Annotated in this window: 20 protein-coding genes; 3 read left to right on the forward strand and 17 right to left on the reverse strand. The window is 45.9% G+C overall.

The window, feature by feature from the left end; translation table 11 throughout:
* Positions 1-45 precede the first annotated feature (45 nt).
* The 12 genes from MKY16_RS20460 to MKY16_RS20515 form a co-directional block, all read right to left on the reverse strand.
* Positions 46-1,449, reverse strand: coding sequence for a DUF4097 family beta strand repeat-containing protein (locus MKY16_RS20460; RefSeq protein ID WP_029517192.1), 1,404 nt, complete (start codon positions 1,447-1,449; stop codon positions 46-48).
* 7 nt (positions 1,450-1,456) lie between these two features.
* Positions 1,457-2,110, reverse strand: coding sequence for a hypothetical protein (locus tag MKY16_RS20465; protein ID WP_029517191.1), 654 nt, complete (start codon positions 2,108-2,110; stop codon positions 1,457-1,459).
* An 83-nt stretch (positions 2,111-2,193) separates the two neighbouring features.
* Complete coding sequence (locus tag MKY16_RS20470; protein ID WP_029517190.1) at positions 2,194-2,907, reverse strand: MgtC/SapB family protein; 714 nt, start codon at positions 2,905-2,907, stop codon at positions 2,194-2,196.
* Positions 2,908-3,002: 95 nt separating this feature from the next.
* A complete protein-coding gene (locus MKY16_RS20475; RefSeq protein WP_029517189.1) occupies positions 3,003-3,464 on the reverse strand; it encodes a GNAT family N-acetyltransferase in 462 nt (153 codons plus the stop codon).
* A 129-nt stretch (positions 3,465-3,593) separates the two neighbouring features.
* Entirely contained in the window at positions 3,594-5,039 is a 1,446-nt protein-coding gene (gatB, locus tag MKY16_RS20480) for an Asp-tRNA(Asn)/Glu-tRNA(Gln) amidotransferase subunit GatB (protein ID WP_069012008.1), read from the reverse strand.
* 26 nt (positions 5,040-5,065) lie between these two features.
* The gene (gene gatA / locus MKY16_RS20485; protein WP_023990257.1) at positions 5,066-6,523 is read right to left on the reverse strand and encodes an Asp-tRNA(Asn)/Glu-tRNA(Gln) amidotransferase subunit GatA; all 1,458 of its coding nucleotides are present in this window, start codon (positions 6,521-6,523) and stop codon (positions 5,066-5,068) included.
* Between the two features lie 27 nt (positions 6,524-6,550).
* Positions 6,551-6,838, reverse strand: coding sequence for an Asp-tRNA(Asn)/Glu-tRNA(Gln) amidotransferase subunit GatC (gatC, locus tag MKY16_RS20490; protein ID WP_013311910.1), 288 nt, complete (start codon positions 6,836-6,838; stop codon positions 6,551-6,553).
* 304 nt (positions 6,839-7,142) lie between these two features.
* Positions 7,143-7,529 (reverse strand): hypothetical protein, encoded by a 387-nt coding sequence (locus tag MKY16_RS20495; RefSeq protein ID WP_025675434.1) that lies wholly within the window; start codon positions 7,527-7,529, stop codon positions 7,143-7,145.
* Positions 7,530-7,609: 80 nt separating this feature from the next.
* Positions 7,610-7,819, reverse strand: coding sequence for a hypothetical protein (locus tag MKY16_RS20500; RefSeq protein WP_069012007.1), 210 nt, complete (start codon positions 7,817-7,819; stop codon positions 7,610-7,612).
* A 241-nt stretch (positions 7,820-8,060) separates the two neighbouring features.
* Positions 8,061-8,690, reverse strand: coding sequence for an MBL fold metallo-hydrolase (locus MKY16_RS20505; protein ID WP_069012005.1), 630 nt, complete (start codon positions 8,688-8,690; stop codon positions 8,061-8,063).
* 3 nt (positions 8,691-8,693) lie between these two features.
* Positions 8,694-9,263: a thioredoxin family protein gene (locus MKY16_RS20510; RefSeq protein ID WP_340956809.1), complete on the reverse strand. Its 570-nt coding sequence runs from the start codon at positions 9,261-9,263 to the stop codon at positions 8,694-8,696.
* A gap of 1 nt (position 9,264) precedes the next feature.
* Positions 9,265-9,879, reverse strand: a complete 615-nt coding sequence (locus MKY16_RS20515) for a DedA family protein (protein ID WP_029517185.1) — start codon at positions 9,877-9,879, stop codon at positions 9,265-9,267.
* 145 nt (positions 9,880-10,024) lie between these two features.
* On the opposite strand from MKY16_RS20515, the gene MKY16_RS20520 reads away from it, so the two are divergent.
* Entirely contained in the window at positions 10,025-10,348 is a 324-nt protein-coding gene (locus MKY16_RS20520; protein WP_340956812.1) for a dehydrogenase, read from the forward strand.
* A gap of 80 nt (positions 10,349-10,428) precedes the next feature.
* On the opposite strand, the gene MKY16_RS20525 is transcribed toward MKY16_RS20520, so the two are convergent.
* Both MKY16_RS20525 and MKY16_RS20530 read right to left on the reverse strand, forming a co-directional pair.
* The gene (locus tag MKY16_RS20525; RefSeq protein ID WP_340956814.1) at positions 10,429-11,643 is read right to left on the reverse strand and encodes a class I SAM-dependent methyltransferase; all 1,215 of its coding nucleotides are present in this window, start codon (positions 11,641-11,643) and stop codon (positions 10,429-10,431) included.
* A complete protein-coding gene (locus MKY16_RS20530) occupies positions 11,630-12,286 on the reverse strand; it encodes a DUF6483 family protein (protein ID WP_069012001.1) in 657 nt (218 codons plus the stop codon). Before MKY16_RS20530 ends, MKY16_RS20525 begins: the two co-directional genes overlap by 14 nt.
* A gap of 394 nt (positions 12,287-12,680) precedes the next feature.
* Between MKY16_RS20530 and MKY16_RS20535 the strand changes: the two genes are divergently transcribed.
* Positions 12,681-13,247: a pyridoxamine 5'-phosphate oxidase family protein gene (locus MKY16_RS20535; protein ID WP_069011999.1), complete on the forward strand. Its 567-nt coding sequence runs from the start codon at positions 12,681-12,683 to the stop codon at positions 13,245-13,247.
* Between the two features lie 154 nt (positions 13,248-13,401).
* Here MKY16_RS20535 and MKY16_RS20540 read toward each other — a convergent pair whose 3' ends face one another.
* Together MKY16_RS20540 and yyaC are read right to left on the reverse strand one after the other, a co-directional pair.
* Complete coding sequence (locus MKY16_RS20540; protein ID WP_340956816.1) at positions 13,402-14,196, reverse strand: alpha/beta fold hydrolase; 795 nt, start codon at positions 14,194-14,196, stop codon at positions 13,402-13,404.
* 88 nt (positions 14,197-14,284) lie between these two features.
* Positions 14,285-14,875 carry a spore protease YyaC gene (yyaC, locus tag MKY16_RS20545; RefSeq protein WP_049816976.1) on the reverse strand — a complete coding sequence of 197 codons (591 nt, stop codon included), beginning with the start codon at positions 14,873-14,875 and terminating at the stop codon, positions 14,285-14,287.
* Between the two features lie 120 nt (positions 14,876-14,995).
* Here yyaC and MKY16_RS20550 point away from each other — a divergent pair, with 120 nt between their 5' ends.
* Positions 14,996-15,223 carry a DUF1128 domain-containing protein gene (locus MKY16_RS20550; protein WP_029517178.1) on the forward strand — a complete coding sequence of 76 codons (228 nt, stop codon included), beginning with the start codon at positions 14,996-14,998 and terminating at the stop codon, positions 15,221-15,223.
* A 192-nt stretch (positions 15,224-15,415) separates the two neighbouring features.
* Here the strand turns inward: MKY16_RS20550 and MKY16_RS20555 are convergent, their stop codons facing one another.
* Positions 15,416-16,135, reverse strand: a complete 720-nt coding sequence (locus tag MKY16_RS20555) for a pirin family protein (RefSeq protein ID WP_340886368.1) — start codon at positions 16,133-16,135, stop codon at positions 15,416-15,418.
* Between the last annotated feature and the right edge of the window lie 140 nt (positions 16,136-16,275).

Genomic DNA, 16,275 nt, shown 5'->3' on the forward strand with positions numbered 1-16,275 from the left:
TACTTCTAAACCTACTCACATTGTACGGTCTACTCAAGTTTCTTGTCAACGCGCCGTATTGTCGCCGGATGCTCCTATAGAGGTATCTGTCTCGGGAGCTCTAGGTTCAGCCGGAGAGATTTCAGATGTATCGGGCGCAGTCGTACCCCCGGAATCTTCCAAGTCGGGTAACGACGGCATCAGTAACTTTTTAATGGTTAAATTACTGTTGCCCTCCACGTTGATCGCATACTTGCCTGTCCCGTTTTGGCCTGAAATACTTTTACTGTCTATTTTAAATGGAAAATCGGATTGAAGATTACCATAACTGCTTGAACCCTCTAACTGAAAATCTCCATTCGACGGAAGATCCAATACGATATCACCGACAGCACTGTATATTTTCCAATCTCCGCTCACCTGTTCGCTATGCACTTTGATAGAGCCATTAAGCGAATTAGCATTCAGCTTGGCTGTAGAATTCAACACATTCATGTCCCCATTCTGAGTATCAACAGTGATATCTCCTTCCGAACGAGCAAGCTGAATGTCACCTACCATGGTATGTAGTGTGACAGCTCCCTCAATATCGCCTGCCTGCATGTCGCCTCGGTTCGTGCGCACATCCACATCTCCAGAAATCCGATGCAATTTAACCTGACCGTTCAGCGTGCCTCCCTTGACATTGCCGATAGCGTCATTAACGATGAGATTTCCATTACCGCTCTCGAGTCTAATGCTGTCAATAGCATCAACTCCATTCAAGGTAATATTCCCGTTGGAGGTTCTAATCTGCATATTGAACCGTCGGTCCTCAGGCACGGTGATCAGCATGTTCACACGGGGCTGACGTTTGCTTGATGCTCCGTATGACTGTGCCTCCGGACGAATCTGGATAGTCTTGCCGTCGGTAGAAGTCAGTGAAGAAGCTTGAGCAATCTTGTCCGCTTCGGCAGCAGGCGCTTGATCCACCCATAGAGTCCCTCGTACCTCTATATTGGACACAGGTCGTCTGATCAGTGTTACATCACCATTAACCGAATCAACTATTAAATCGGACGTCTGCATAGTTACAGGTACCAGCACACCACCCATATCATACCGATTCTCTTTAGCCTGGCTAAAATCCATAGAGGCTGACGTCAGATTGAGACTGACCCGATTCCACAGATACATATAATGATTTTGCTGGGTCACGATAAAAACCGAGGCTGCCACTACCAAAGCGGACAGAATCCCCTTTAGGTCAGGTCTGAATCGCCTTCCATTGTCAGACTTGCCTTCTTTCCGAAAGTACACAGCAAAAAAAATTAGATACTCCAGTCCCCAAAGCACGAAGATTACGGGCCACCAAACGAGGAGTTGAAGCATATATTCAGTATTTTGAAACACATCTACAATAAGCAAAATGCCTACAGCCATCAACAGAAGCGAAGAGGTGTAGCGCCCGACTCTTATTTTACGGTGCACGCCAGCTTCACCCTCTTTCTTTCAACTTTTTACGCTTAAAGGTCAGAAAGGCTTCCCTTAGAAAAAGGAATAAACCGATCATCATTAATAAAATAGCCAGCGTAAGGAATCCATAATCCTCAAAGAAATTGCTCAACCAGCGAGGTTTCATGCGAAACAAAATCATAAGCCCACCGCCTGCCACCATCAGCACAGCAAAAGCAAAGCCTCTCTCCCACGCATAAAAAGGACTACTTTGCTGGCCTCTAGCATCCATTCGTACATAACGATCAGGCTTACGTCGATAGCGAACCATATAATCTGCAGACTGTAAGACATCATATACATTATAAAAATATAAAACAGGTATGAACAATCCAAGCAAAATAAGTAATGGAATGTTGATCCTTAAGCCGTCAGAGGAAACATACAGCATCGCAAAAATATCTAGCAGGAGCAATACAATAAAACTAAGCCCCCTGATAAACAGTCCTAAAAAAAGATGTCCCAGTCCGGGTAACAATGCCGCCATGATAATGGCAATCACTTTGCGAAATTTAGCGTATTTTAGACGCTTCCCCTGTCTGGGTTGTTCCAGCTGTTCCGATGCTTGTAGCTGTCCAGCCTCTCCAGACGGTAACGGTTGTTCCGAGTTCATGCCATCCTCCCCTTTGAATCCCATACGTGGTTCCGCTGAAAAACATTTCAATGCTTACATAGTACCCCAATCAGATTTAAGAGTAACTGTTAAAAAAAGGTACCCTATTACTCAACAGAGACTGCAGCTATATCTTCCCATTGTCGTAAATCTGCTGCAATACGTACAGGATTAAAATCATGACGGGCCAGCACCTCTAGGGAAACCTCCATACTCTGCCGATCTGGATGTAATTCGTGAAATGGGACATTTTCATGTTCTTTAATCATTATTTTACGTATTTCCACTTTTTCTTGCTCTAAATAAGTCGAAATCTGATCCAGCAATCCGTGAGAGGCCAATCCGTACAATGTAATAAGATGGCGCTTGCGTCCACGCATATACCGAAGTTCAACTTTGTTAAACACCCATAAATTTAAAAATACGAGCACTGTCGCCGCTATAGATGGGAAATAAAACCCTGCTCCAACCCCAAGGCCAATAGCAGCCACGACCCAAATGGAAGCCGCAGTCGTTAGTCCGGTAATGGATTTACCTGTGAACATAATCGTTCCTGCACCCAAAAAGCCTACGCCAGTGATCACAGCGGTAGCCAAACGAGCGGGATCTATGCGTACATTAGCTTCTTTAATAAAATCGGCAAAGCCGTAAATGGAGAGTAGCATAATCAGCGTCGAACCAAGGCTGACCATAATATGAGTCCTCAAACCAGCTGCGTGATTGGAACGCTCGCGTTCAAACCCAATGAATCCACCGAGAAGCATGGACAGTAAAAGCCGTAAAATGATATGTGAATCGTCTATAATCCACGGATTATTCATTCGAGTCTCTCCTCCCGGTTATGTCGTGCTTCCCACTCCGGGTGCGCGGTTTGTGGGCTTATGTGCATTTTTAATGTCAATTTGATACCTCAATGCTATTCCACCTTATGCAGATGGTAGGTAGTTAATTCCACGCCTGGAGCGACCTCAGCCGCAGATACGGGACGAAAGCCATGTTTTCGATATAACGCCACCGCAGGAGTATTTAGAGTTCCTGTAGAGACGATAAACAACGGGATATTTTGATATTCATTCAAAACATGCTTCATTAAAGAATCTGCAATGCCTTTACGAAAATGATCTGGGTGAACCATCATACGTGTAAGGGTAAGCGAATCGGGCGATTCGGACTGCACAGCCAGTGCTCCTAGCAATTCACCGTCCTCCAGCCACCCATAAAAAGACTCTCCACAGCTTCTCAGCGTATCCAATGTATCCATCAGTGGAGGAATTTCATCAAACCCAATCAGCTCAGCTTCCAGCCTATAGGCAACATGCTGTAGACGCCATATCTGACTGACGATATCATCATCTTCCAATGAACATAGGGTAACCATGCTGTTTTCCCTCCTAAGGAAACTCATAAAATGCCATCAGGTTCTAAAGCTTGTTCGCGCCAACCATTCTTAGCGGCTATGCAAAAGGGGCCTGTCCCTAAAAGACAAGCCCCTGTCAAATCTATGCCATTAGCGGTTCAGCACTTCCGTCAGCAACTTATTAGCAAGGCCAGGGTTTGCCTTCCCCTTGCTCTCCTTCATCACTTGACCGACTAGGAAGCCGATGGCCTTTTGCTTGCCAGCTTTGTAATCCTCGACCGATTGCGGGTTAGCTGCTACAACTTGTTCGACAATTGTAAGAATCGCACCCTCATCACTGATTTGTACAAGCCCTTTTTCTTCGACAATTTGCTGTGGCAGTTTATCACTTTCCAGCATTTCCTTGAAGACCGTTTTAGCGATTTTGCTATTGATCGTTCCCTTCTCCAGCAGTCCGATCATTTCACCCAAGCCCCGACCGGTCAATTTAACCTGCGACAGTTCAATACCGGCACTGTTCAAATAACCGAGTAGATCCCCCATAATCCAGTTGGATACTGCTTTGGCATCCTTGGTGAATTGAAGGCTATCCTCGAACAAATCGGCCAATGGCTTGGAGGACGTAATCACCTGGGCATCATACTCAGGTAATCCATATTCGGAAGTGTAGCGTGCTTTACGCTGGTCAGGCAATTCAGGAATCGAAGCACGGATGCGCTCTTTCCATTCCTCGTCTATATGAAGAGTAACGAGATCCGGGTCTGGGAAATAACGATAGTCATGGGCCTGTTCTTTACCACGCATGGATAAAGTTTTACCTTGTGCTTCATCCCAACGACGTGTCTCCTGTACAATTGTTCCGCCTTCGTCCAGCGTCTGCTCCTGCCTGAACTGCTCATATTCCAGTCCGCGCTGTACGCCACGGAAGGAGTTCATGTTTTTCAGTTCCGCTTTAGTTCCTAGCTCTTTTTGTCCATGCGGACGAAGACTGATATTCGCGTCGCAGCGAAGTGATCCTTCCTCCATCTTCACATCGGATACGTCACAATACTGCATAATGGCACGTATTTTTTCCAGATAGGCCTTGGCTTCTTCCGGCGAAGATATTTCCGGTTCCGAAACGATCTCGACCAATGGTGTGCCGACCCGATTAAAATCGACCAAAGATGCGTAGCCACCATCAACATGTGTTAATTTCCCTGCGTCCTCTTCCAGATGCAGTCGAGTAATACCGATACGCTTTGTCTCACCATTCACTTCAATATCAATCCAGCCATTTTCGCCAATGGGTTGATCGTATTGTGAGATTTGGTAGGCCTTAGGTGAATCGGGGTAAAAATAGTTCTTGCGGTCAAACTTGCTCACATCAGCAATGGTGCAATTCAGCGCCATTGCTGCTTTCATCGCATAATCAACGGCCTGACGGTTCAATACCGGCAATACCCCTGGATGACCGAGACAGACCGGACATGTATGAGAGTTGGGTGGTGCTCCGAAGGATGTCGAGCATCCACAGAATATTTTAGACTTCGTATGCAATTCCACGTGCACTTCAAGTCCGATGACCGTCTCATACTTGGATGTAGTTGTAGACATGAATAGGTTCCCTCCTTTTTGGCAAATTACAGCTGCGGACGCTGCTTGTGAAATTCGGTATTTTGTTCAAAAGCATGAGCTACGCGTAGCACGGAAGACTCGTCAAAGGCTTTTCCGATGATTTGTAGTCCGACTGGCATTCCATCCGCTAGACCACACGGAATGCTAATGGCTGGCACACCAGCCAAGCTCACCGGAATCGTCAAAATATCGTTCAAATACATTGTTAATGGATCGTCCACTTGCGAGCCGATTTTGAAAGCAGTTGTCGGTGCAGTAGGTCCGATAATCACATCATATTGTTCAAATACACGATCAAAATCCTGTTTAATCAGTGTGCGCACTTTTTGAGCTTTCAAATAATAAGCATCGTAGTACCCAGAGCTGAGCGCATAGGTACCTAGCATAATCCGACGCTTCACCTCAGGACCAAAACCCTGCGTACGGGACTGATGGTATAGATCAAGCAGGTTGTCTGGATTGTCAGAACGTACACCATAGCGCACGCCGTCAAAACGTGCCAGATTGGATGACGCTTCGGATGAAGCCAGCAGGTAGTATGTCGCAACCGCATATTCCGTGTGTGGAAGAGATACCTCTTCCCATACAGCGCCCAATCCTTCCAGCGTTTTCAGTGCATCCAGCACCTTCTCCTTGACCTGAGGATCGACGCCCTCACCAAGATACTCTTTAGGCACAGCGATACGTAGTCCTTTTACATCCCCGGTTAAAGCGTTCAAATAATCAGGAATGTCTACCTTTGCAGAAGTGGAGTCCTTCTGGTCATAACCTGCAATGGCTTGTAGGACATAGGCCGAATCCTGAACATTTTTAGTAATGGGTCCAATTTGGTCTAAAGAGGAGGCAAAAGCCACCAGTCCAAAGCGGGATACTAGACCATAGGTTGGTTTCAGGCCAACTACTCCGCAGTAAGAAGCGGGCTGGCGAATGGAACCCCCTGTATCCGAGCCGAGCGTGAAATAAGCCTCACCCGCTGCAACAGCCGCAGCCGAGCCGCCACTGGAACCACCGGGAACACGTTCTAAATCCCAAGGGTTACGTGCAGGGAAAAAGCTGGAGTTCTCGTTAGAGCCGCCCATGGCGAATTCGTCCATGTTCATTTTACCGAGTGTCACGGTTTGCGCTGCGCGTAACTTGCTAACAACTGTGGCATCGTAAACGGGATCAAAATTTTTCAAAAACTGACTGCCACATGTTGTACGCAGCCCTTCTGTCACAATATTATCCTTAATGCCAACTGGCAGGCCAAACAACAACCCTCTTTCCTCTCCGGAAATCAGTTGATCATCCAGCTGACGTGCGGATGCACGGGCCTGTTCCTCGTCAACGGTAATATAAGCTCTGATCTTGTCTTCCCGCGCACCAATTGTCTCCAGAGCGTGTCCTACCAGATCACTCACGGAAATTTCCTTTTGATGCAGCTTGTTATGTATCTCGGGCAATGTGTTATTGAACAAGCTCAATTTGCATCCTCCTTTCAAATATGAGATCTATTCCAGAACAGCAGGAACCTTAAACTGTCCGTCTTCTTCTTCAGGTGCATTGCGCATCACTTGCTCATGTGTCAAACTTTCGCGAACTTCGTCGTCTCGCATGACATTGCTGACGTGCAGCACATGAGTGGTCGGCTTTACCTGCTCCGTATCCAGCTCATTCAGCTTCTCCGCATAATGGAGAATGGCGTTTAATTGTCCTGTCATCGTTTCTTCCTCAGCCGCGGTCAGATTCAACCTGGACAGCTTGGCTACGTGACGGACATCTTCCGTGGAAATGTTCATACAAAACCCTCCTCATGTATATGAGGATTTTGCAAAAAATCCAATAAGCGACTGAAATCGAATTTTGCAAAATCCTGATATTAAAAAATGCTGCACCGAACTTTGAAATAACGTTTTTAATTATAGGATAGAACCCTTTACAATTCAATCTTTGACGCGGTACAGAAGCAAACTGCACTTCGATGAGGTAAATGTTGCTAAAAGAATATAAAAAAAGCACCTTTCGGTGCTCTTTCGTGAAAACTATAGGAGCTGAGATTGTGCCCTTTATATATTCTTAAAAAGAATCGACCGTAGCCGACTTCTATATCCAAGCACGCAAATTGACTTGTCTGATAAAATCAGCCTGTGACAACAACTCCGCCGCGGTTTCTTCTTCCTCAGTCTCTACCGAATCAATACCACCGTTCATCACATGCATGAACAGTTGCTCATTATGGGTAGCAAGGGCGTAATCTATCAGCGCTTCACGCTCAATCCGCTCGGCTTCCAGCTTGAGAATACTCTCTTCCAGCTCGATGTCTCCGGATGGTACAAAAAAATTGCGGTTCACCTTCGGTACGCGAATGACATAGTCAAAAGCATTGTCCGCATTACGGTCGTAAGCAATGATATAACCATGTTCGCCCACAGGAAGATTCTGCTCAAAAGCATCCGCGACGATCATAATTCTAGCTCCTAAATGATGCATCGTTAGCCCCCCCGTTTGTCTGAACTTATCTGCTAAGTCTACTAAAAAAAAAGTAGCTTGTCTATATCATCTATGTATCTTCATAATCGACCGTCTCCACGTCCCAACCTGTGTTCATTCAGCCTCACATGCCAGTTTTGTGTAGGGATTCCGCCCCGTCGTTTCACCTTTTTCCATGTTATGATCTTCGGCTCGGAATCTGCCACAGAATCTTCAATATCTATTATATTGGGAACCCGGAAACTACCTCCAATCTCACGTTGTACCCCATATATATGTTTTCTTTTCATTCTTGCTCCCCCTTGTGATCTGACGGCCTCATGCCTCTTTATCCTCTTAATGGGCAAAAAAAAGAACGCAAACCGGGATTCATCCACAGCTTGCGTGCTTCGCGAGTTTAGTATGTAACTTCAATAAATTTATGTTAACAAAAATAAAAACCTTTGTCTATACATAATTTATAATTTGTTGTCGAAATGGGGCAAAACCTGTCACACCTTTGATTTTGCCCCTACTGAACATTCATCACATTTACCGGATATACGGATTGTTAGCTTTCTCATAACCGATGGACGTTTTGGGACCGTGACCGGAATAGACTGTAACGTCATCTCCGAGTGGAAACAATTTGTTCTGAATAGAATCGTATAGATCCCGTTCGCGGCCGCCCGCCAGATCCGTGCGTCCAACGCCCTGACGAAATAGCACATCCCCGGAAAAAAGATCTTTGCCGCATAAAAAGCTGACACTTCCGGGTGAATGGCCCGGTGTATGGAAAACCCGGAACGTGTGACCGATCAGGTTCAATTGTTGACCTTCTGCCAAGTCATATTCGGCTGGTTCCGTCGAGATCGGAGGGGATGCCTCTGGCCACATCAAGGAGCCATTCAGCTTAGGAGATGTAAGCCAGTCTTGCTCCAAGGCGTGCAGATAAACCGGGCAGTCTTTGGCATTGCGAATCTCCTCTACTCCTCCGATATGGTCAAAATGGGCATGCGTCAGCAGGATAGCTTCAATCGTCAGTGGCTCAATGGCTCTCAGCAAAGGACCCGGATTCATCCCTGGATCAATAATAACAGCGCGCTTCGGATCATCTCCTTGAAGCAAATAAGCATTCGTCTGGAGCGGGCCGAGATTAAAACTGCGAATAGATAATGTCATAAGTTAAAATCCCGAGATCAGCTCGCGTAATTCCTGAACAATTACAGGATGGACCTCGGTTCCCTCCCCATATTTTCCAGCCATTTCTTTACGAGCAACTGCGATTTTTTCTTGATAATCATCGGCTTCCCGATCTGGATTTTCACGTTTGAATGCGATCATAATTTGTTGGACATGTGCAGGGCGTGGTCCCCAGTGGCCAAGTACATGACCTCCCGTATCCGCAAAAATCACAATCGGCACAGCACGTCCGCCCATTGTCAGGAAGTCGTCCATCAGCGCCTGATGATTTTCCAGAATCAATACTTCGGTTGGAATCCCGCTATTCTCCAACGCGCGGAACACAACTGGCACATTGCGTACTACATCCCCACACCAGTCGGCAGCCAATATAAGCACACGCAGATCATCACGATGGTTCAGGCTTTCAAAAAACTCCCGATCCTCTTCGTTGCTCCACACAAACTGATCGTATCCAGAGCGGAAGGCTTCTTTGTTCTTTTCCATGCCCTCCATAAATTGTTCAGGACTCAAGCCCTTTCCGAAATATTGCGATACGTTAGTACGGCTCATGTTATACACTTCCTTTTTTGTTTTTGGCTACAATCCATTTGATAACAAAATAAATGATCAAGAGCGCAAGAGCAACCAGCAAAATCGGTTTGATGTAAGGTGCTGCCACTTCGTCAATTTGTTCCCACTTGTCTCCCAACAGCATACCTAAATATATAAACAAAACAGACCAAGGTATAATCGCCAGCGTTGTCAAAATAATAAAGCGCCATACGTTCATTCGAGCCAACCCGGCAGGGATTGAGATCGCGTGACGAACAACAGGGATAAAGCGAGCTGTAAAAATGACCCCTGTGCCATATTTATTGAACCAGGCTTCAGCGTGGTCAACATGACTTTTTTTGATGAGTATGTATTTCCCATACTTATCTAAAACGGGTCTGCCGCCATAGCGTCCAATCCAGTAAATGAACAACTGGGCCAGCACCCCGCCAATCGTTCCAAACACGACTGCGCCAAAAAAATTAATATGACCCGAGGACACTAAAAAACCGCCATAAGCGAGGACTATTTCACTTGGAATGACCTCCACCATCAAGCCTAGCATAATACCAAAATACCCAAGACTACGAATGATCTCAAACAAATAATTAATGATACTAGATATTTGGTCCATCTCTCTTCCCACTCCCTGCCTGTTTCTCTATTTTCATTTAGTGTATCACAGCGGCAGAACAAGTCGCCACTTCGTCCAAAAAGGGAAGTCAGTGACCCCGGATCCTCTGCCCGCATAAGTTGTGAGAGAGAGGAGGGGGTACAATATGCCTCCCGGCAAATTCCCCAAACATGACAATTCACAATCCCGATTACCCACGGCTCGTGGTATCCGCCGCGCATGTACCAAAGAGTTGTATCGAACCTGCAAACGTCTGCCTGTTCACATTGCTCCTGATCTGGTCAAGCAGGGCGAAGAACTATACTCCCGCAAGGTCGTCGGACACCTTATCTGGATTGCGGAAAACCATAGTAATCGCAAACTACTGTGCGACTGGTGGGATGAAGATGTCAGCGAGGAGCTCGCGGCATTGTGGAAGGTGGATCGCGATGTCTTGTGCACCGCTTTTAGAAATGCCTATGGCGGATAGATGTTTGCGTACTGCAACCATGAACTGTGAACTACAAAAAAGTGGAGCCACCCCGCAGTGGCTCCACTTTTACTATATTCCTAGCTATGTGTCTGCTTTTTCCCCGCTCCTTCGGGAAGCAAGTCCGCACAAGCGCGTTCCAAATAAGGATCAGCATGAATAAAATCCCGAAATGCTGTGTATTCACGCCACAGAACGGATTGTTCTCCCGCTTGCCCTTTGACGGCACGAATCAGAATATTTTTAGGTGTATGCTCCATGTCGATAAATTCCAATAGCTGTGTCCGATATCCCATCATATCCAGCAGTTTGGCCCGGATTCCATCCGTTGCCAGTGCAGAAAAACGCTCCTTTAAAATGCCGTGGGAAAGCAACGGCTCCAATACCGGATTTTCCAGTTGGTTAAACAGCTCATGCTGGCAACACGGAACCGACAAAATGACGGAAGCACCCCAGCGAACAGCCTTTTCCAGCGCCGCATCTGTTGCAGTATCACAAGCGTGCAAGGTAACAACCATATCCACCTGTTCCAGTTCATTATAGTCTGCGATATCACCGACCAGAAACTCCAACTGTCGATATTGCAGCTTTTGAGCCAGAACATTACAGGTTTCAATGACATCTGCCTTCAAGTCCAAACCAACGATCTGCAGTGGTCGCTTTTGCTGTACAGCCAAATAGTGATACAACGCAAAGGTCAAATACGATTTGCCACAGCCAAAATCTACAATCGTCAATGGGCGGCCTACCGGAAGGCTAGGTAATACATCCTGCACCATTTCGAGAAACCGGTTAATTTGACGAAACTTATCATACTTGCGGGCCAGTACCTTACCATCCTCATTCATAATTCCCAGCTCAATCAGGAAAGGAATTCGTTCCCCTTCTTCGAGCACATATTGCTTTTTGCGATTATGAGACAGGTCGGCTTTACTTTTGCTCGGTGACTTTGTCAGAATGGATACTTTATATTTTTTACTGATCAGCACTTGGTAGTCTGCATCCTTGGCGCATAAAAGTCCTTGGCGGAACGTGTCCTCAAACAAGGCAGTCATACGCTCGTTAGCCTCGTCAGGGGTCAGATTTTCATGAATGACTTTGTTGCTGTAATGAAAAGCAAACTGGTAATGCAGTTTGTTTTTCAATTCTACAGGTTTAATTTGTACTTTAGTAAAAGAAGCATCCTCCCGTTTGCGAAGCTGACTCAGCGTCGCTGTTATGAGGGATCCTCCCGTGGTCAATTGGTATATAAGTTCGCGCAGTGAATCCAAAAGGTACATCTCACTTTCTTTCATGTAATTGGGTGATCTCGGTCAAACCCTCGGTGACTTCCTGGCGTGAAATTCCACCCAGCTCCAGCTCTGCATTGGTCTTATCCAGTAATTGACTATAAAACGTCTCCGCTTCCGCTAGCAGCTCTGGCTGCTCCCATGCCAATCCAAACCAGACATCGGCGGCTTCGTCCAACCTGTTTTCTCGCTCGTAATGAACAGCCAGCAGCTTGCTGGTTTCAGGGGGGAGCTCATATTCGCGCACCAGCTTCACGATACACGCTATTCGTTCAGGCAGGACCTGCAGATCACGAGTCGCGCCATTCGTATCGCTGTACAAATATAAATGAAGAGATTTCATCAAGATTCGTATACCTTCGTCTGTTCTGCTGGTTTCCAGGTAAATCGCGGCTTCTTCCTCCAAAATGCGAGCCACCTGCTGAAGCTTATCCGCTTCAATTCCAGGGCCCAATCGGAAAAGCTCAATAATTTGTTCCGGCGGCAATCGTCTGAGCAGATCTGAACGAAGACGAAACTGCTTGTTGAGCAGGTCATCTAGCTGTTTCAGCGCTTCGATGTGTTTATTTTCGCGCCTAAGACCGAGCACCGATGCTACTGCGGATGTCAATTCTTCCATCATACTGAGCAAATAGTCTTTTCTAAGCAAGCCGTTCCCTTCCTTTCATCCCGATGCCTAGACAACCAGAAACTTCTGTCTTCTGATTGTATGACATCCTTGTCTAAAAGCCAAATGCCACCGCCATGCCGCAATTTCATTTAACACAATTACAAATACTTTATAGCATCAAAGATTCGACACTCAGAAATCACGTATGGCACGTAACATTCCGTTAGTACAGTGTTTTGTAGCCGATCATGGACTAACGAAATAGAGTATTTGAAAATTTGATATTGATTCTCCGTTAGTCTCGTGTTATTTTTGTTTCATGCGAAACAAAAATAATCTTTATTATTTATTGATTCATATAATAAAATAAAATATTTATTTTCATTCGAAACAAAATTATGCATTGATATTTTACAGGGGAGGACGTTTAAGTATGGGAAAAAAATTCAGTGCGATACTACCGGAATATAAAGAGTTCATACAGCGACAGCATATTTTCTTTGTAGGATCAGCACCGATATCCGAGACGGGGCATGTGAATATTTCCCCCAAGGGATATGATTCCTTTCGTATTTTGTCAGATCAGGAGGTAGCCTATCTCGACTTGTCGGGAAGTGGCAACGAAACAAGTGCGCACATTATAGAGAACGGACGGGTAACCATCATGTTCTGTGCATTTGAAGGCGAGCCCAGTGTATTAAGACTCTATGGTACTGGCACAGTCGTGTTGCCCAATACAAAGCGTTGGAATGAGCTGTATCCTCTCTTTAATCCACTTCCTGGAGCAAGACAAATCATAGTAGTTGATGTTCATATGGTGCAGGATTCATGTGGTTTTGCAGTTCCCTTCATGACTTACACGAGCGAACGGGAAAAGCTGAAGGACGTGGCGATTCAGATGGGCGAAGAAGTACTTAAAAAGTATGCATACGAGAAAAGTTTAGAGAGTATTGATGGTTTGCCGACGGCGTTTGCCTTGAACAAAAATAATATGACTTAGGTATTCTGCACATTAACCGATATGATACAACAAGTCAGCAAAATTCAAATAAACTGAATGTATAGTGACCACATCTAAAAACAATTTGCATACAAGAAACCGGAACCTTCTGACGATCACATCAAAGGGTTCCGGTTTTTGGGCTTACCTTAGTCTACTTTTTCAAGTTTTGCTCCAAAAACGCCAAGATAGCATTAGCTAATAGCTCCGGTGCCTCAAACAGGCTCATGTGACCTGCTTCCGGCAGGGTAACCTGAGTTACTCCGGCCCGATCTGTTGTAAACGTCCGCGCTGGAGGAACCGCCTGATCCTGCTCCCCCGCTACTAAAAGAGCTGGCAAGGCAGAAGCCGACAACACATCCCGTCGGTCAGGACGCTCGCGCATAGCCAATGATGCTCCTACAGCTCCTTGCGGAGGTGTTTTGTAGCCAATTTCTTTGACTTTAAGTAATTGGCTGGACATCGACTCCACATGATCAGGAGCAAACAGTCCCGGTACGAGTCCATCTACAAAGTTGGTAATCCCCTCCGTTTGGATGGTAGATACAGCCTTGTTACGCTTTTCTTTACCTTCGTCCGTATCTGCATAAGCTGTGGAATGAATCAGTCCAAAGGCTGTAAGGCGCTCTGCATGTCTCTGCACTGCCGAAAGGGCTAAATAGCCTCCTAGGGAGTGACCAAACCAGGCAGTCTGAGGGATGTCCAATTGTTCTTGAAGTTTAAGCACATCATCTGCCATTTGATCAATCGTATAGGCTCCTAGTGGAGCATCGCTGCGTCCGTGTCCACGCAAGTCTGGAACAATACAACGATAGCTTGGGGACAGCAAGGGAACAACCTCATCCCAATAGGAGGAGCTTCCGCAAAATCCGTGCAATAGAATAATCGGATCTCCTTTCCCCTGTTCGGCATAGCAGATCGTCGTTCCTTCGCATAATACCTTTTCCATGTGGAACCCTTCCTTCTCTGTATATAATCTATTAGATCTGAATATATTAGTGAGTAGAACATGCTGATGTATATTATTAAGCAGACGATCAATATCTGAAACGGTAACCCTCTGGAAAATCTTGCGAAGCTGTTTTTAAGCCAAATTCACAAGCCGCCGCATTAGCAATATGCGCAGCCATTGTCATGACTAAGTGAAGCGACGTCATTTGGAGTGTCCAATAGGGTTTGGGACTGCGCTCATTCACAATCGCTGCAACACTATAATGACCCACAGACGGCAGAGACAGACCTACCGATCGCGCAGGAGTTAGCGGTTCACACGCAATAAGAAACATTCCCGTTGAGCCGTGCTGTCCAAGACAAGCATCTATGGCGATCACATGATGATCTTGGGGAATGCACTCCAAGTATGGAACCAGATGATCCGCATCACAGGGCTCCGACATTGTCCCAATCACGTGCGGAAAACCTTGCTCCTTGAGCATGGTGCCTACCAGTGGCCCCAGTGAATCACCCGACGAGCGATCTGTACCGATACAAACAAAAGTCAACTTATCTATAGCATGCTGATGATGAATTTCTCGGAAAAACGGCGCGAGTCCATCTCGATCTGTTTTCTTTACATTATGTTCTAAGGACGAGCGTCCGGGTGCGGGAGCTCGATTATACAAAGACAACTTTGCCCATCCTCCTTGATTCGGTTGTATATTGGTAATCTGGCTTTCAGTACATTCTACAACAAAAACATGATACAATACAGGCAACTTCCCCTGTTATGAAAGGATGGAAAATTAACGATGGATTTGTCTGTACCGTCTCATGCCAACATTGAGTATATGATTGAGGGCATTAAAACCAAGCTCCGTATGGCGAGTGGTGCTGCTATGCAAGCTTCCGCTTTCTCGCTGGAGCAATACGAGGACATCCATGATGTCTATGATATGGTGATAAACAAGCCTAACCTGAGCATTTCCGAGGTTGAAGCTATTGTTTCTGAACTGGGTAGATTGCGTAAGTCCTCCTGAATCAGCCTATAGGAATACAGCTTAGCTGTATTACAACCTATCATCATGAGCAACAGCCTTCATGCCAGTGGCCCTGTCACCGTAAATAAAGCTCGTACCTCCGCTCGCTTCAACAGACGCGCAACGGGGATACGAGCTTTATTTTTCGATTGCATATACGCATTTTCATACACTTCTTCACTCAAGGATGCTTCAAGGTAAATCTGCTAACACCAGTTCAGATATATCCTCATTACCTGTAGCTAGTATCTTTAATGCACAACTTTTTTGAATTCGTGCAGCATCACCAGGCCCTAACTGAAAATCTCCATCCTGGCACGTAACTTCCACATGACCGCTAACTACATAAATGTGGGTGCGGCGCTCCTCTTGCTGCGGATATTCAAGCTGCTGGCCTTTTTCCAATCTGCTCAGATACAGATTTATATCCTGCGCGATGGATAACGTTCCCTCCACTTCTGAACCAGACACAACAGGCTGAAGCCGATTTAGGCGTTCACTGTGCTTGAATCTTTGCACCTGATAAGAAGGCTGAATGCCAGGGCTCTCGGGTAAAAACCACATTTGCAAAAAGCGAACCGGTCTTTCATCCCCAGTATTTCGCTCTTCATGTTCAATCCCAGTGCCTGCACTCAGAACCTGAATCGAGCCGCTTTTTAAATCCTGCTCATGTCCCAAGCTGTCGCTATGATGCAATTGGCCTTCAATTACATAAGTGACGATTTCCAAATCGTGATGCGGATGTCTTTTGAAGCCTTGCTGCGGTTCAAGTTTGTTATCATTATGGGCTAGCATACAACCAAAATGGGCATTGCTCGGATCTTCATAATCGGCAAATGAAAAGCTAAACTCACTATGAATCCATCCTTTATTTGAGGTATGTCTTTCTGCCGATGTCACTATTTTAATCATCCTTAACACCTCCATGGATTACAGTTCCGTAAAGCAGCCTTGCTTCGTGATGATTATTCCACTTTCGGCCCTGGCATTACAAACACTGTGATACGATCCCTTTACCCCGGGCTTAAATGCCTCAATCAGCCTGTCGTCTC

It is taken from the genome of Paenibacillus sp. FSL L8-0641, assembly GCF_038006265.1.
GTDB classification, from domain to species: domain Bacteria; phylum Bacillota; class Bacilli; order Paenibacillales; family Paenibacillaceae; genus Paenibacillus; species Paenibacillus polymyxa_D.

Coding starts and splice junctions, on each gene's coding strand:
- MKY16_RS20540 (WP_340956816.1), bottom strand. CDS start 14,196: ATGGAAAAGGTATTATGCGAAGGAACGACGATCTGCTATGCCGAACAG.
- MKY16_RS20520 (WP_340956812.1), top strand. CDS start 10,025: ATGCCTCCCGGCAAATTCCCCAAACATGACAATTCACAATCCCGATTA.
- MKY16_RS20465 (WP_029517191.1), bottom strand. CDS start 2,110: ATGGGATTCAAAGGGGAGGATGGCATGAACTCGGAACAACCGTTACCG.
- MKY16_RS20470 (WP_029517190.1), bottom strand. CDS start 2,907: ATGAATAATCCGTGGATTATAGACGATTCACATATCATTTTACGGCTT.
- gatC (WP_013311910.1), bottom strand. CDS start 6,838: ATGAACATTTCCACGGAAGATGTCCGTCACGTAGCCAAGCTGTCCAGG.
- MKY16_RS20510 (WP_340956809.1), bottom strand. CDS start 9,263: ATGAGCCGTACTAACGTATCGCAATATTTCGGAAAGGGCTTGAGTCCT.
- MKY16_RS20515 (WP_029517185.1), bottom strand. CDS start 9,879: ATGGACCAAATATCTAGTATCATTAATTATTTGTTTGAGATCATTCGT.
- MKY16_RS20495 (WP_025675434.1), bottom strand. CDS start 7,529: ATGCATCATTTAGGAGCTAGAATTATGATCGTCGCGGATGCTTTTGAG.
- gatB (WP_069012008.1), bottom strand. CDS start 5,039: ATGTCTACAACTACATCCAAGTATGAGACGGTCATCGGACTTGAAGTG.
- MKY16_RS20505 (WP_069012005.1), bottom strand. CDS start 8,690: ATGACATTATCTATTCGCAGTTTTAATCTCGGCCCGCTCCAGACGAAT.
- MKY16_RS20550 (WP_029517178.1), top strand. CDS start 14,996: ATGGATTTGTCTGTACCGTCTCATGCCAACATTGAGTATATGATTGAG.
- MKY16_RS20555 (WP_340886368.1), bottom strand. CDS start 16,135: ATGATTAAAATAGTGACATCGGCAGAAAGACATACCTCAAATAAAGGA.
- MKY16_RS20525 (WP_340956814.1), bottom strand. CDS start 11,643: ATGAAAGAAAGTGAGATGTACCTTTTGGATTCACTGCGCGAACTTATA.
- MKY16_RS20475 (WP_029517189.1), bottom strand. CDS start 3,464: ATGGTTACCCTATGTTCATTGGAAGATGATGATATCGTCAGTCAGATA.
- MKY16_RS20535 (WP_069011999.1), top strand. CDS start 12,681: ATGGGAAAAAAATTCAGTGCGATACTACCGGAATATAAAGAGTTCATA.
- MKY16_RS20500 (WP_069012007.1), bottom strand. CDS start 7,819: ATGAAAAGAAAACATATATATGGGGTACAACGTGAGATTGGAGGTAGT.